This window comes from Pseudescherichia sp. (assembly GCF_031998825.1).
Lineage (GTDB): Bacteria > Pseudomonadota > Gammaproteobacteria > Enterobacterales > Enterobacteriaceae > Pseudescherichia.
The window spans coordinates 39,090-52,084 of sequence record NZ_DAMACX010000033.1 but is presented as its reverse complement, the minus strand read 5'-3'; the positions used below and the strand labels follow the sequence as shown (position 1 = coordinate 52,084).

Genomic DNA, 12,995 nt, shown 5'->3' with positions numbered 1-12,995 from the left:
TGTTCCGTCATTATGGCTTCCCATTATGAGAGTTATTGTAATGCGCGCAGCAGCGCATCGTTGTCAGCGTTATCAGCGACCTGAATATCCTGCCAGCCCAAATCCCGGGCGAGGTGCGCCAGACGTTCACTTACCACCAGTAGACGGCAGCGAAGTAACCAGTTTTCACGATACCAGGCCGGAATCAGTGCGAAAAGCTGCTGGATCATCTCGCCGCTGGTCACCACGATCGTCGTGACCCCACGAGTCTGCCAGCGCATTGCCTCTTCCGCGCCGTCATAAAACTTCGCACTACGTTGATAACATTCACAAAATGTGACATCAGCACCGCGTGCTGCCAGCGTATCGCCTAGCAGCTCGCGCCCACCGTTGCCACGTAACAGCATTGCACGCTTACCTGCAATATTTTGTAATTCAGGTAATTGTAGCAACACTTCGCTAATTTCCCGATCCACCGGATAGCGTACATTGAGACCGCTTACGGTATGAAGCGCCAGCGCAGTCGTGCGTCCGATAGCAAAATAGCGGGGAGCAACCGGCCAGTGCAGGCCGTGATGCTGTAGGTGCGCCTGGGCAAATGCCACCGCATGCTGTGACAGCACAAAGATAAGGTCGTTAGCCGTCAGGGCGGCAAGTTGGTCAGGCAGCGTAGCCAGCTCCCGGCCAGGGGTAAATTCGATCAGCGGAAAGCTCCAGGCCACCTTTCCCAGTGCGCGCAGACGGCTCACTAATTCCTCCCCGGCGGGGGAGGGGCGGGTGACCAGGATACTCATGCAGGCGCTTCTCCGTTATAGACCTCGGCCAAAATCTCACGCGCGCCGTTAGCCAGCAGCTCCTCAGCAAGGGAGACGCCCAGTTGCTCGGCCTCTTCCGGTTTTCCGCGCCGTTCGCCGCGCACCATTACCGAGCCATCCGGTGCGCCCACCAGTGCCCGCAGCCAGATCTCTCCGGCGACCAGTTCAGCATAGCTACCAATAGGCACCTGACAGCCGCCCTCCAGCCGCGTGTTCATGGCCCGTTCGGCCTTGACGCGCAGAGCGGTATCATCATGGTTGAGCGGTGCCAGCAGCGCACGGGTGCGCTCATCGTCCAGACGGCACTCAATGCCGACTGCACCCTGACCCACGGCGGGCAGAGAGAGCTCTGGCGGCAGCGCCACGCGAATACGCGATTCGAGGTCGAGGCGCTTCAGCCCGGCAACGGCAAGGATAATGGCATCGTAGTCGCCGTTATCGAGCTTGCTCAGCCGCGTGCCGACGTTGCCGCGCAGGGAGCGGATCTGCAGATCCGGGCGGCGTTCGGCCAGCTGGCACTGGCGGCGTAAACTTGACGTGCCAACCACGCTGCCCTCCGGCAGATCGTCCAGGCTCGCATAGTGGTTAGAGACGAAGGCATCGCGGGGATCTTCCCGCTCGCAGATGGTCACCAGACCCAGCCCCTGCGGGAACTCAACCGGCACGTCTTTCATCGAGTGGACGGCCAGGTCGGCGCGGTTTTCAATCAGGGCCAGCTCCAGCTCTTTAACGAACAGCCCTTTGCCGCCGACTTTGGCGAGGGGGGTATCGAGGATCACATCGCCACGCGTAACCATCGGCACCAGCTCAACGTTAAGCCCCGGATGGCAGGCCATCAGGCGCTGCTGAACATAGTGTGCCTGCCAGAGCGCAAGGGGGCTTTGGCGTGTGGCGATTCTTAAAATAGTGTCTGGCATGCTTGTTACCGTCATTGTCGTCCATCGACCATCCTAACACTGTTGTCTTAGGGTGTCAGTTTTCACGGGTGATTGCGCAAAAGGGCGAAGAGGCCGTATTCTGGGATTTACACGTAACGAACGATGCTACACTTGTATGTAGCGCATCTTTCTTTACGGTCAATCGGCAAGGTGTTAAATTGATCACGTTTTAGACCATTTTTTCGTCTGTCCTCACATAATCATAAGGACGAAAAAGGGTGACGGGTATCTTTGTAATACTAAAAATCTGAACCGGGCCGCGATTGCCGACGTTACTGTCAGCATGGCGCTACGGAAAGGTTTAAAACATCAGGCGATACGTCTTGTACCTCTATATTGAGACTCTGAAACAGAGACTGGATGCCATAAACCAACTGCGTGTCGATCGCGCGCTGGCCGCTATGGGGCCTGCTTTCCAGCAGGTATACAGTCTGCTGCCTACATTATTGCATTATCATCATCCGCTGATGCCGGGTTACCTTGACGGTAGCGTTCCCTGCGGCATCTGTCTCTACACGCCCGATGAAAACCAGCTCCACTACCTTAACGAGCTGGAGCTGAGTCGTGGCCTGCCGGTGCAGGAGTCGCCTAAGGGCGAGCTGCCTATCACTGGCCTCTATACCATGGGCAGCACCTCATCGGTCGGGCAGAGCAGCTCTTCCGATCTCGACATCTGGGTGTGCCATCAGTCGTGGCTCGACAACGATGAGCGCCAGCTGTTACAGCGTAAATGCAGCCTGCTGGAGAGCTGGGCCGCTTCGCTCGGCGTAGAGGTGAGCTTCTTCCTGATCGACGAAAATCGCTTCCGCCATAACGAAAGCGGCAGCCTCGGCGGGGAAGACTGCGGCTCTACCCAGCACATTTTACTGCTCGATGAGTTCTACCGTACCGCCGTGCGACTGGCCGGGAAGCGTATCCTGTGGAACATGGTTCCAGGCGATGAAGAGGCTAACTACGACGACTACGTCATGTCGCTGTACGCCCAGGGCGTGCTGACGCCAAACGAGTGGCTGGATCTCGGCGGGCTCAGTTCGCTGTCGGCGGAGGAGTACTTCGGGGCTAGCCTGTGGCAGCTCTATAAAAGCATCGACTCCCCCTATAAAGCGGTGCTGAAAACGCTGCTGCTTGAAGCCTACTCGTGGGAGTACCCGAACACGCGCCTGCTGGCAAAAGATATTAAACAGCGGCTGCACGACGGGGAGATCGTCTCCTTTGGTCTCGATCACTACTGCATGATGCTGGAGCGGGTCACCCACTACCTGACGGCGATCGAGGATTTCACGCGCCTCGACCTGGTGCGTCGATGTTTCTACTTAAAAGTATGTGAAAAGCTGAGCCGCGAGCGCGCCTGTGTTGGCTGGCGACGTGAAGTTGTCAGCTCCCTGGTGAAGGAGTGGGGCTGGGACGAAGCGCGTCTCGCCATGCTCGATAACCGCGCCAACTGGAAAATCGGCCAGGTGCGCGAAGCGCATAACGAACTGCTCGATGCCATGATGCAGAGCTACCGTAACCTGATCCGCTTTGCGCGACGCAACAACCTTAGCGTCTCCGCCAGCCCGCAGGATATTGGCGTACTGACCCGTAAGCTGTATGCCGCCTTTGAAGCGCTGCCGGGGAAAGTGACGCTGGTCAATCCGCAGATTTCGCCGGATCTCTCTGAGCCGAATCTGACCTTTATTCATGTACCGCCGGGCCGTGCCAACCGCTCCGGCTGGTATCTCTACAACCGCGCCCCGAGCATGGATTCGATTATCAGCCAGCAGCCGCTGGAGTATAACCGCTATCTCAACAAGCTGGTGGCGTGGGCGTGGTTTAACGGCCTGCTGACGTCGCGTACGCATCTGTTTATTAAGGGCAACGGCATTGTCGATCTGGCGAAGCTGCAGGAGATGGTGGCCGACGTGTCGCACCACTTCCCGCTGCGCCTGCCCGCGCCGACGCCGAAGGCGCTCTACAGCCCGTGTGAAATTCGTCATCTGGCGATTATCGTTAATCTGGAGTACGACCCGACGGCGGCGTTCCGCAATCAGGTGGTCCATTTTGACTTCCGCAAGCTGGACGTGTTCAGCTTCGGCGAGCAGCAAAACTGCCTGGTGGGCAGCGTCGATCTGCTCTATCGCAACTCGTGGAACGAGGTGCGTACCCTGCACTTTAACGGCGAGCAGGCGATGATCGAGGCGCTGAAGACCATTCTCGGCAAGATGCACCAGGACGCCGCGCCGCCGGACAGCGTGGAGGTGTTCTGCTATAGCCAGCACCTGCGCGGTTTGATTCGTACCCGCGTGCAGCAGCTGGTGTCAGAGTGTATTGAACTGCGCCTCTCCAGCACCCGCCAGGAGACCGGACGCTTTAAAGCGCTGCGCGTTGCCGGGCAGACCTGGGGGCTCTTCTTTGAACGTCTCAACGTCTCGGTGCAGAAGCTGGAGAATGCCATTGAGTTCTACGGGGCGATCTCCCACAACAAGCTGCACGGCCTGTCGGTGCAGGTAGAGACCAACCAGGTCAAACTGCCGCCGGTGGTTGATGGGTTTGCCAGCGAAGGGATTATCCAGTTCTTCTTTGAAGAGGCGGGCGACGAGACGGGCTTTAACATCTACATTCTGGACGAGAGCAACCGGGCAGAGGTGTATCACCACTGCGAGGGCAGCAAAGAGGAGCTGGTGCGCGACGTAAGCCGCTTCTACTCCTCATCCCACGATCGCTTTACCTACGGCTCCAGTTTTATCAACTTCAATCTGCCGCAGTTCTACCAGATTGTGAAAGTGGATGGGCGTGCGCAGGTGATCCCGTTCCGTAACCAGGCGATTGGCGTGCCGCCGCCGGCCAGTCCAAACAACGACGCGCCGCTGCTGCAGCACTATTTTTCCTGAGGACGGTTTCCCTGAGGTAACGCCCGGTGGCGCTGCGCTTACCGGGCCTACAAGGGCGCAAAACCGTAATTAACGGAAGCGCACCGGCTCCCCGGCCTGCTGCGTTGCCGCCTGCTCCAGCAGATCCCAGAAATTGTCGCCGGTGCGATCGCAGATCCAGGCGTCGCCTTTCAGATCGAAGTGGTAGCCGCCCTGTTTGGTGGCCAGCCAGACCTGGTGCAGCGGCTCCTGACGGTTGATGATAATTTTGCTGCCGTTTTCAAAGGTCAGGGTCAGCACGCCGCCGTTAATTTCGCAGTCGATATCGCTGTCGCCGTCCCAGCTATCCAGGCGCTCTTCAATGTTCTGCCACAGGCCATCGGCAAGACGGTGAAACTCAGAGTCGTTCATTTTTTTTCCTTCTGATCGTGATGGCGGCAGTATAACGCGAAATAATTCCCATTGCAGGCGGCGTGCAAACTCTTGCTTTTGCGCCCTCTCCTGCGATGATAGAAAACATAAAGCATGAACTTACAGGCAACCATAATGAAAAACGTTTTTCGTTCGCTGGCGGTACTTCTAACCCTGTTTAGCCTGACGGGCTGCGGTTTGAAGGGACCTCTCTATTTTCCGCCCGCTGACAAATCTGCGCCACCGCCAACGAAGAAAGTGGATAACCCGGCCCAGACGAGCACGCCGACGCGTAACGATCGCGGTACCACTGACGGCCCGACCCAGGTGATTTACTAACGGTAACATTCTGTTTCTGTGCAATGGAGTCAATGATGCAGTTCTCTAAAATGCATGGCCTTGGCAACGACTTTATGGTCGTCGACGCGGTAACGCAGAATGTCTTTTTCTCACCAGAGCTGATCCGCCGGCTGGCAGATCGTCATCAGGGCGTCGGCTTCGATCAGCTGCTGATCGTCGAGCCGCCTTACGATCCCGATCTCGACTTTCACTACCGGATCTACAACGCTGACGGCAGCGAAGTGTCTCAGTGCGGCAACGGTGCACGCTGCTTCGCCCGCTTTGTGCGGCTGAAGGGGTTGACTAACAAGCGCGATATCCGCGTTAGCACCGCCAATGGGCGGATGGTGCTGAGCGTCACGGAAGATGAGCTGGTGCGGGTTAATATGGGTGAGCCGAACTTTGATCCGGCCGCCGTTCCGTTTCGGGCGAACAAAGCGGAAAAAACCTATATCATGCGCGCTGCTGAACAGACCATTCTGTGCGGCGTCGTTTCGATGGGGAATCCGCACTGCGTGATCCAGGTGGAGAGTGTCGACACCGCCCCGGTCGAAACGCTTGGCCCGGTGCTGGAGAGCCATGAACGCTTCCCGGAGCGCGCCAATATCGGCTTTATGCAGGTTGTTAAGCGCGAACATATTCGCCTGCGCGTCTTTGAACGCGGTGCGGGCGAGACCCAGGCCTGCGGCAGCGGCGCATGTGCGGCGGTGGCCGTGGGGATCCAGCAAGGTTTACTGGCAGAAGAGGTACGCGTGGAGCTTCCAGGCGGCCGTCTTGATATCGCCTGGAAGGGACCGGGCCAGCCGCTGTTTATGACCGGCCCGGCAACACACGTCTACGACGGATTTATTCATCTATGAAGCACATTGAGGAAGAGCAGCAGGCGGCCCTGGCCGAACTTACCGATCGCGAGGTCGTCGATTACCTGCTGCGTAATCCTGAGTTTTTTATCCGCAACGCCCAGGCGGTGCAGATGATTGAGGTCCCGCACCCGGTGCGTGGCGCGGTATCGCTGGTTGAGTGGCAGATGGTGCGCGCGCGCAACCATATCAACGTGCTGGAAGAGAACATGACCCTGCTGATGGAGCAGGCGAGCAGTAATGAAGATCTCTTCTCCTGCCTGCTGCGCCTGCAGGGACAGATGGCCGCGGCCAGCAGCCTGGAAGATCTGCTGGTGCGTTTCCAGCGCTGGGCAAAAGAGATGGGTCTGGCCGGTGCCAGCATCCGTCTGTTCTCCGACCGCTGGCGCATCGGCGCACCCTCTGACTTTACCCATTTGGCCCTGAGCCGCCAGGCCTTTGAGCCGCTGCGTATTCAGCGTCTGGGCCAGGAGAATCACTATCTGGGGCCGCTTAACGGACCTGAACTGCTGCTCCTGCTCCCTGAAGCCCGTGCGATCGGCTCCGTGGCACTCTCCATGATGGGCCACGATGGCGATCTGGGGGTGATTATTTTCAGCAGCCGGGATGTAACCCACTATCATCCAGATCAGGGCACCCAGCTGTTGCAGGAGGTCGCGGCAATGCTGCCTGAGCTGCTGGCGCGCTGGATTGAACGCATATGATCGACTCGCCGCTGCAGCCGCTGGTAACCCGTTTTCTGCGCTACCTGAGCGTCGAGCGGCAGCTGAGTCCAATCACCCTGCTGAACTACGAGCGCCAGCTCGCGGCCATCATCATGCTGGCGGACGAGAGCGGCGTGAAAAGCTGGCCGCAGTGCGATGCCGCCGTGGTACGCAGCTTTGCGGTCAAGAGCCGACGTCAGGGGCTGGGGCCAGCAAGCCTGGCGCTGCGGCTTTCGGCCCTGCGCAGCTTTTTTGACTGGCTGGTAAGCCAGGGCGAGCTGGTGGCCAATCCGGCGAAGGGGATATCTGCCCCGAAAGCGCCGCGCCACCTGCCGAAAAACATCGACGTCGACGACGTTAACCGCCTGCTGGATATCGATCTTAACGATCCGCTGGCCGTGCGCGACCGGGCAATGCTGGAGGTGATGTACGGCGCAGGCCTGCGTCTGTCTGAGCTGGTAAATCTGGACATCCGCCATCTCGATCTCGACACCGGTGAGGTGTGGGTGCTGGGCAAAGGCAGTAAAGAGCGGCGTCTGCCGATAGGCCGCAACGCGGTAATTTGGGTTGAACACTGGCTGGATCTACGCGGGCTGTTTGGTACGGATGAAGACGCGCTGTTCCTGTCGAAGCTCGGCAAGCGTATTTCGGCGCGTAACGTGCAGAAGCGGTTTGCCGAGTGGGGCATCAAGCAGGGGCTGAACAGCCACGTGCATCCGCATAAGCTGCGTCACTCCTTTGCCACCCATATGCTGGAGTCGAGCGGCGACCTGCGCGGCGTGCAGGAGCTACTGGGGCATGCGAACCTGTCCACCACCCAGATCTATACCCATCTCGATTTTCAACACCTTGCCTCGGTGTACGACGCGGCGCATCCACGCGCTAAACGGGGGAAATAATGCGTTTTTACCGCCCACTGGGTCAGATCTCGGCCCTGACCTTTGACCTTGATGACACCCTGTACGATAACCGTGAGGTGATCCTGCGGACCGAGCACGAGTCGCTGACCTTCGTGCAGAACTATCATCCTTCTCTTAGCCATCTGCAAAATACCGACTTTCACCGTTTGCGCCAGGCGCTGCGCGAAAGTGAGCCGGATATCTACCATGACGTCACGGAGTGGCGGCGGCGTGCGGTGGAGCGTGCCATGCTGGATGCCGGCCTGAGCGCGGAAGAGGCAGAGGAGGGGGCCACCGCGGCGATGGCAAACTTTGCTATCTGGCGCAGCCGGATCGACGTCCCGCAGGCAACGCACGACACGCTGGCGGCGCTGGCTAAAAAGTGGCCGCTGGTGGCGATCACCAACGGCAACGCGCAGCCGGAGCGGTTTGGCCTTGGCGACTACTTTGAATTTGTCCTGCGCGCTGGCCCCGACGGGCGCTCGAAGCCGCATCAGGATATGTACCATCTGGCGGCGGAGAAGCTCGACCTGCCGCTGGGGCAGATCCTGCACGTGGGCGATGACCTCACCACTGACGTGGCGGGGGCGATCCGCTGCGGGATGCAGGCCTGTTGGATCAAACCGAAAGGCGTTAGCCTGCTTACGGCCGCTGACAGCCGCTTATTACCCCACGTTGAAATTTCCCGGTTGGCATCTCTGACCTCGCTGATATAATCACCAGATAATCTGTATATATTAACAGGGGTCTGTACGGCCCCTTTTCCCCGGCGGTGCCAATGGACGTTTCTTACCTGCTCGACAGCCTTAATGACAAACAGCGTGACGCCGTTGCCGCGTCGCGCAGCAATATGCTGGTGCTGGCGGGCGCAGGCAGCGGTAAGACGCGCGTGCTGGTTCACCGTATCGCCTGGCTGCTGAGCGTAGAGAACTGCTCGCCATACTCGATTATGGCGGTAACCTTTACCAACAAGGCGGCGGCGGAGATGCGCCACCGTATTGGCCAACTGATGGGCACTACCCAGGGTGGCATGTGGGTCGGCACCTTCCACGGGCTGGCCCACCGCTTGCTGCGCGCCCACCACCTGGATGCCAACCTGCCGCAGGATTTCCAGATCCTCGACAGCGAGGATCAGCTGCGCCTGCTGCGCCGTCTGATCAAGGCCATGAATCTTGACGAGAAGCAGTGGCCGCCGCGCCAGGCAATGTGGTACATCAACGGTCAGAAAGACGAGGGCATTCGCCCGCACCATATTCAGAGCTTTGGTAACCCGGTTGAGCAGACCTGGCAGAAGGTTTATCAGGCCTATCAGGAGGCGTGCGATCGCGCCGGGCTGGTGGACTTCGCCGAGCTGCTGCTGCGCGCCCACGAGCTGTGGCTCAACAAGCCGCATATTCTCAACCACTACCGCGAGCGCTTTACCAACATCCTGGTGGATGAGTTCCAGGACACTAACAACATTCAGTATGCCTGGATCCGCCTGTTGGCAGGCGACACCGGTAAGGTGATGATCGTGGGTGACGACGACCAGTCCATCTACGGCTGGCGCGGCGCGCAGGTAGAGAACATCCAGCGCTTCCTCAACGACTTCCCTGGCGCAGAGACCATCCGCCTGGAGCAGAACTACCGCTCGACCAGCAACATCCTCAGCGCGGCTAACGCCCTGATTGAGAACAACAATGGTCGCCTTGGGAAAAAGCTCTGGACCGAGGGCCTCGATGGCGAGCTGATTTCGCTCTACTGCGCGTTCAACGAACTCGACGAAGCGCGCTTCGTGGTTAACCGCATCAAAACCTGGCAGGAGAGCGGCGGGGCGCTGGAGCAGTGCGCAATCCTCTACCGTAGCAACGCCCAGTCGCGCGTGCTGGAAGAGGCCCTGTTGCAGGTTAGCATGCCGTACCGCATCTATGGCGGCATGCGCTTCTTTGAACGCCAGGAGATCAAAGATTCGCTCTCCTATCTTCGCCTGATTGCTAACCGCAACGACGACGCGGCCTTTGAGCGCGTGGTCAATACGCCAACGCGTGGCATTGGCGATCGCACCCTGGACGTGGTGCGCCAGGCGTCGCGCGATCGTCAGCTGACGCTGTGGCAGGCCAGCCGGGAGCTGTTGCAGGAGCGGGCTCTGGCCGGACGCGCTGCCAATGCGCTCCAGCGTTTTCTTGAGCTTATCGACGCCCTGGCCCAGGAGACCGCCGATATGCCGCTGCACGTGCAGACCGATCGGGTGATTAAAGACTCCGGCCTGTGGATGATGTACGAGCAGGAGAAGGGCGAAAAGGGTCAGGCACGTATCGAAAACTTAGAGGAGCTGGTAACGGCAACGCGTCAGTTTAGCTACAACGACGAAGACGAAGATCTGATGCCGCTACAGGCGTTTCTCTCCCACGCGGCGCTGGAAGCGGGCGAGGGGCAGGCCGATACCTGGCAGGATGCGGTGCAGCTGATGACCCTGCACTCGGCAAAAGGGCTGGAGTTCCCACAGGTGTTTATCGTTGGCATGGAGGAGGGGATGTTCCCCAGCCAGATGTCCCTGGACGAGGGCGGCAGGCTGGAGGAGGAGCGCCGTCTGGCCTACGTAGGCGTGACCCGCGCCATGCAGAAGCTGACCCTGACCTATGCCGAAACCCGCCGTCTGTACGGCAAAGAGGTCTACCATCGTCCATCGCGCTTTATCGGCGAGCTGCCTGAGAACTGTGTGGAAGAGGTGCGCCTGCGCGCCAGTATCAGCCGTCCGGTGAACCATCAGCGCATGGGCACCCCGGTGGCGCAGAACGACTCCGGCTATAAGCTCGGCCAGCGGGTACGTCATCCAAAATTTGGCGAAGGCACTATCGTTAATCTCGAGGGCAGCGGTGAGCACAGCCGTCTGCAGGTGGCCTTCCAGGGCCAGGGGATCAAATGGCTGGTGGCCGCTTACGCACGGCTGGAAGAAGTGTAACTTTCAGAAAAATATCACTATTTTGTAACACTCTGCTACCCTTAAACGCTGAAGGCCAATTATTGTTCTTCAGCGTTCCGTTGCGTGTTGACGCCATATTTTAGCTGGCGTAACATGCGCGCACGATCACGCTAAGAGGACATTCGCCTTGGACACACCCAGTAGATGCTGGCTCAATTCCCTGTCATTCAGGAACAACTCCTAAGGCTATCTCCTCGCGCTGATGGCCTTAGTGGTTGTCAGCGACAATAATTCCCGTCGCGCTGAGTCAGGCTGTTTAATGGTCTGAAACCCAATTTGTTTCTGTGTGCCCACCGAACTGTCCGATAATTTTTGTATTGGGAGTCCCGGTCATGTTGAGCGCATTTCAACTGGAAAATAACCGTCTCACCCGTCTCGAGGTTGAAGAGGCACCTACCCTGATCGATGCGGTGTGGGTGGATCTGGTCGAGCCGGACGATGATGAACGTAACCGTGTGCAGACGGACCTCGGTCAGAGCCTGGCGACGCGTCCTGAACTGGAGGATATCGAAGCCTCCGCGCGTTTCTTTGAGGATGAGGACGGGCTGCATATCCACTCCTTCTTCTTTTTTGAAGATGCAGAGGATCACGCCGGTAACTCGACGGTGGCGTTCACCATTCGTGACGGCCGCCTGTTTACCCTGCGCGAGCGTGAGCTTCCAGCGTTTCGCCTCTACCGGATGCGCGCCCGCAGCCAGGCAATGGTTGACGGTAACGCCTACGAGCTGCTGCTCGATCTCTTTGAAACCAAAATCGAACAGCTGGCGGATGAGATTGAGAACATCTACAGCGACCTGGAGAAGCTTAGCCGCGTCATTATGGAAGGCCAGCAGGGCGATGAGTATGACGAGGCGCTTTCGGCGCTAGCAGAGCAGGAGGATATCGGCTGGAAGGTACGTCTGTGTCTGATGGATACCCAGCGTGCGCTGAACTTCCTGGTGCGTAAAGCGCGCTTGCCGGGCAGCCAGCTGGAACAGGCCCGCGAGATCCTGCGCGATATCGAATCCCTGCTGCCGCATAATGAGTCCCTGTTCCAGAAGGTCAACTTCCTGATGCAGGCGGCGATGGGCTTTATCAATATCGAGCAGAACCGCATCATCAAGATCTTCTCGGTGGTCTCGGTGGTGTTCCTGCCGCCGACGCTGGTGGCTTCCAGCTACGGGATGAACTTTGAGTTTATGCCGGAGCTGCACTGGAGCTTTGGCTACCCTGGCGCGATCGTCTTTATGATGCTTGCTGGCCTGGCACCCTATCTCTACTTTAAACGCAAAAACTGGCTCTGAATTTCACGGCGGTTCAACCGAACCGCCGATATTCGCTCTAAAGACTCCAGTCTTGCTGTTTAAGCACGACTTTCTGGTAATACCAAATATTGGCTCGGAAGGCGACCCATAGCGACACAATCGAACTCAGCCAACCAAAATCGGTTAAGAAGATGATAAAACCGACCAAAATTTGCAATAAGATAACAACTATCGCTTTTTTCCACAGGCCGAGGATCAGTAAATAGATAACTGAGAAAAAGAGGGCATAAAAGTTTATTGCCACTTTCAGACGCTGACCAAAGGTCAACTTCTTATAAGCCGCCTTCCATTCGGGTGTATTTCCCCAGAAGCCCGGCACCCCGGTCTTATCCAGAAAAGAAAAACGGAATTTCCATTTATCACTAATGGAAGGATCGTTTAGATAGTCGTGTTTCATATTGTTATTCCTTGCTATGAGTATCTCTATGCGGTGCAGGATCCTGTGCCTCCGTAGGGGCCAGAATCAGCGCGATAAAGCAGATGAAGTACCACGCCAGATAAATCCTGAAGCCACTGCCCGTCACGTCATACTCTTCATACATGACGGCCAGTACAGCGATGATGAAAACTACAATTGTCAGTAATATGTACCATGCTATCTTTCTGAAGCCGCTGTCGCGCAGTCGACAGCAATTAATGTTGATCACAAGGTACTGGAAAATAAAGGCCTCTACCGTAAGTATCCAACCGCTCTCTGTCTCGGCAAATAAAACTAACGCGAGGATATTAATTAGCAGAAAAGCCGCAATATAGAGGCCTCGAGAAATTCTACCACTATTAGTAGGAATGAATATTTTATAGAGCATATTATAACGCTGTTTCTGGAAGGTATTAAGGATAGTATTAAATTGCGAAGTGTTTGTTAATTGTAGACTATGAATTTTGGTAGGGCGTAAGCGCCGACGGGCGTGCATTTCCCCTCTCCCTGTGAAGAG

The 12,995-nt window shown here is 57.6% G+C and carries 14 protein-coding genes; 9 read left to right on the top strand and 5 right to left on the bottom strand.

All coding sequences use genetic code 11. The annotated features are described in order from the left end of the window. Positions 1 to 32: 32 nt before the first annotated feature. Both hemD and hemC read right to left on the bottom strand, forming a co-directional pair. Positions 33 to 773: a uroporphyrinogen-III synthase gene (gene hemD / locus RTP97_RS15100; RefSeq protein ID WP_312415081.1), complete on the bottom strand. Its 741-nt coding sequence runs from the start codon at positions 771 to 773 to the stop codon at positions 33 to 35. After that, positions 770 to 1,711 (bottom strand): hydroxymethylbilane synthase, encoded by a 942-nt coding sequence (hemC, locus tag RTP97_RS15095; RefSeq protein ID WP_312415078.1) that lies wholly within the window; start codon positions 1,709 to 1,711, stop codon positions 770 to 772. Before hemC ends, hemD begins: the two co-directional genes overlap by 4 nt. A 344-nt stretch (positions 1,712 to 2,055) precedes the next feature. On the opposite strand from hemC, the gene cyaA reads away from it, so the two are divergent. Beyond that, the gene (gene cyaA, locus RTP97_RS15090; protein ID WP_312415075.1) at positions 2,056 to 4,602 is read left to right on the top strand and encodes a class I adenylate cyclase; all 2,547 of its coding nucleotides are present in this window, start codon (positions 2,056 to 2,058) and stop codon (positions 4,600 to 4,602) included. Positions 4,603 to 4,671: 69 nt separating this feature from the next. Here the strand turns inward: cyaA and cyaY are convergent, their stop codons facing one another. Next, positions 4,672 to 4,992, bottom strand: coding sequence for an iron donor protein CyaY (gene cyaY, locus RTP97_RS15085; RefSeq protein WP_312415074.1), 321 nt, complete (start codon positions 4,990 to 4,992; stop codon positions 4,672 to 4,674). 135 nt (positions 4,993 to 5,127) lie between these two features. Between cyaY and lptM the strand changes: the two genes are divergently transcribed. The 8 genes from lptM to corA all read left to right on the top strand — a co-directional run bounded on the left by lptM (position 5,128) and on the right by corA (position 12,039). Beyond that, positions 5,128 to 5,331 carry an LPS translocon maturation chaperone LptM gene (lptM, locus tag RTP97_RS15080; RefSeq protein ID WP_312213837.1) on the top strand — a complete coding sequence of 68 codons (204 nt, stop codon included), beginning with the start codon at positions 5,128 to 5,130 and terminating at the stop codon, positions 5,329 to 5,331. 35 nt (positions 5,332 to 5,366) lie between these two features. Then, positions 5,367 to 6,191 (top strand): diaminopimelate epimerase, encoded by an 825-nt coding sequence (dapF, locus tag RTP97_RS15075; RefSeq protein WP_312415072.1) that lies wholly within the window; start codon positions 5,367 to 5,369, stop codon positions 6,189 to 6,191. Further along, positions 6,188 to 6,895, top strand: coding sequence for a DUF484 domain-containing protein (locus RTP97_RS15070; RefSeq protein WP_312213833.1), 708 nt, complete (start codon positions 6,188 to 6,190; stop codon positions 6,893 to 6,895). Before dapF ends, RTP97_RS15070 begins: the two co-directional genes overlap by 4 nt. Then, the gene (gene xerC / locus RTP97_RS15065; RefSeq protein WP_312415069.1) at positions 6,892 to 7,794 is read left to right on the top strand and encodes a tyrosine recombinase XerC; all 903 of its coding nucleotides are present in this window, start codon (positions 6,892 to 6,894) and stop codon (positions 7,792 to 7,794) included. Before RTP97_RS15070 ends, xerC begins: the two co-directional genes overlap by 4 nt. Beyond that, positions 7,794 to 8,510 carry a 5-amino-6-(5-phospho-D-ribitylamino)uracil phosphatase YigB gene (yigB, locus tag RTP97_RS15060; protein ID WP_312415067.1) on the top strand — a complete coding sequence of 239 codons (717 nt, stop codon included), beginning with the start codon at positions 7,794 to 7,796 and terminating at the stop codon, positions 8,508 to 8,510. The genes xerC and yigB overlap by 1 nt, the downstream gene beginning before the upstream one ends. A 62-nt stretch (positions 8,511 to 8,572) precedes the next feature. After that, on the top strand, positions 8,573 to 10,735 hold the full coding sequence (gene uvrD, locus RTP97_RS15055) for a DNA helicase II (protein WP_312415065.1): 2,163 nt from the start codon (positions 8,573 to 8,575) through the stop codon (positions 10,733 to 10,735). Between the two features lie 148 nt (positions 10,736 to 10,883). Continuing rightward, complete coding sequence (gene ysgD, locus RTP97_RS21450; RefSeq protein ID WP_353621329.1) at positions 10,884 to 10,940, top strand: YsgD/CorL family protein; 57 nt, start codon at positions 10,884 to 10,886, stop codon at positions 10,938 to 10,940. A 148-nt stretch (positions 10,941 to 11,088) separates the two neighbouring features. Next, positions 11,089 to 12,039, top strand: coding sequence for a magnesium/cobalt transporter CorA (corA, locus tag RTP97_RS15050; RefSeq protein ID WP_222889085.1), 951 nt, complete (start codon positions 11,089 to 11,091; stop codon positions 12,037 to 12,039). A 37-nt stretch (positions 12,040 to 12,076) separates the two neighbouring features. Here corA and RTP97_RS15045 read toward each other — a convergent pair whose 3' ends face one another. Together RTP97_RS15045 and RTP97_RS15040 are read right to left on the bottom strand one after the other, a co-directional pair. Beyond that, positions 12,077 to 12,457 carry a DUF2628 domain-containing protein gene (locus RTP97_RS15045; RefSeq protein ID WP_312415063.1) on the bottom strand — a complete coding sequence of 127 codons (381 nt, stop codon included), beginning with the start codon at positions 12,455 to 12,457 and terminating at the stop codon, positions 12,077 to 12,079. A 4-nt stretch (positions 12,458 to 12,461) separates the two neighbouring features. Beyond that, the gene (locus RTP97_RS15040; protein WP_312415060.1) at positions 12,462 to 12,974 is read right to left on the bottom strand and encodes a hypothetical protein; all 513 of its coding nucleotides are present in this window, start codon (positions 12,972 to 12,974) and stop codon (positions 12,462 to 12,464) included. Positions 12,975 to 12,995: the final 21 nt, after the last annotated feature.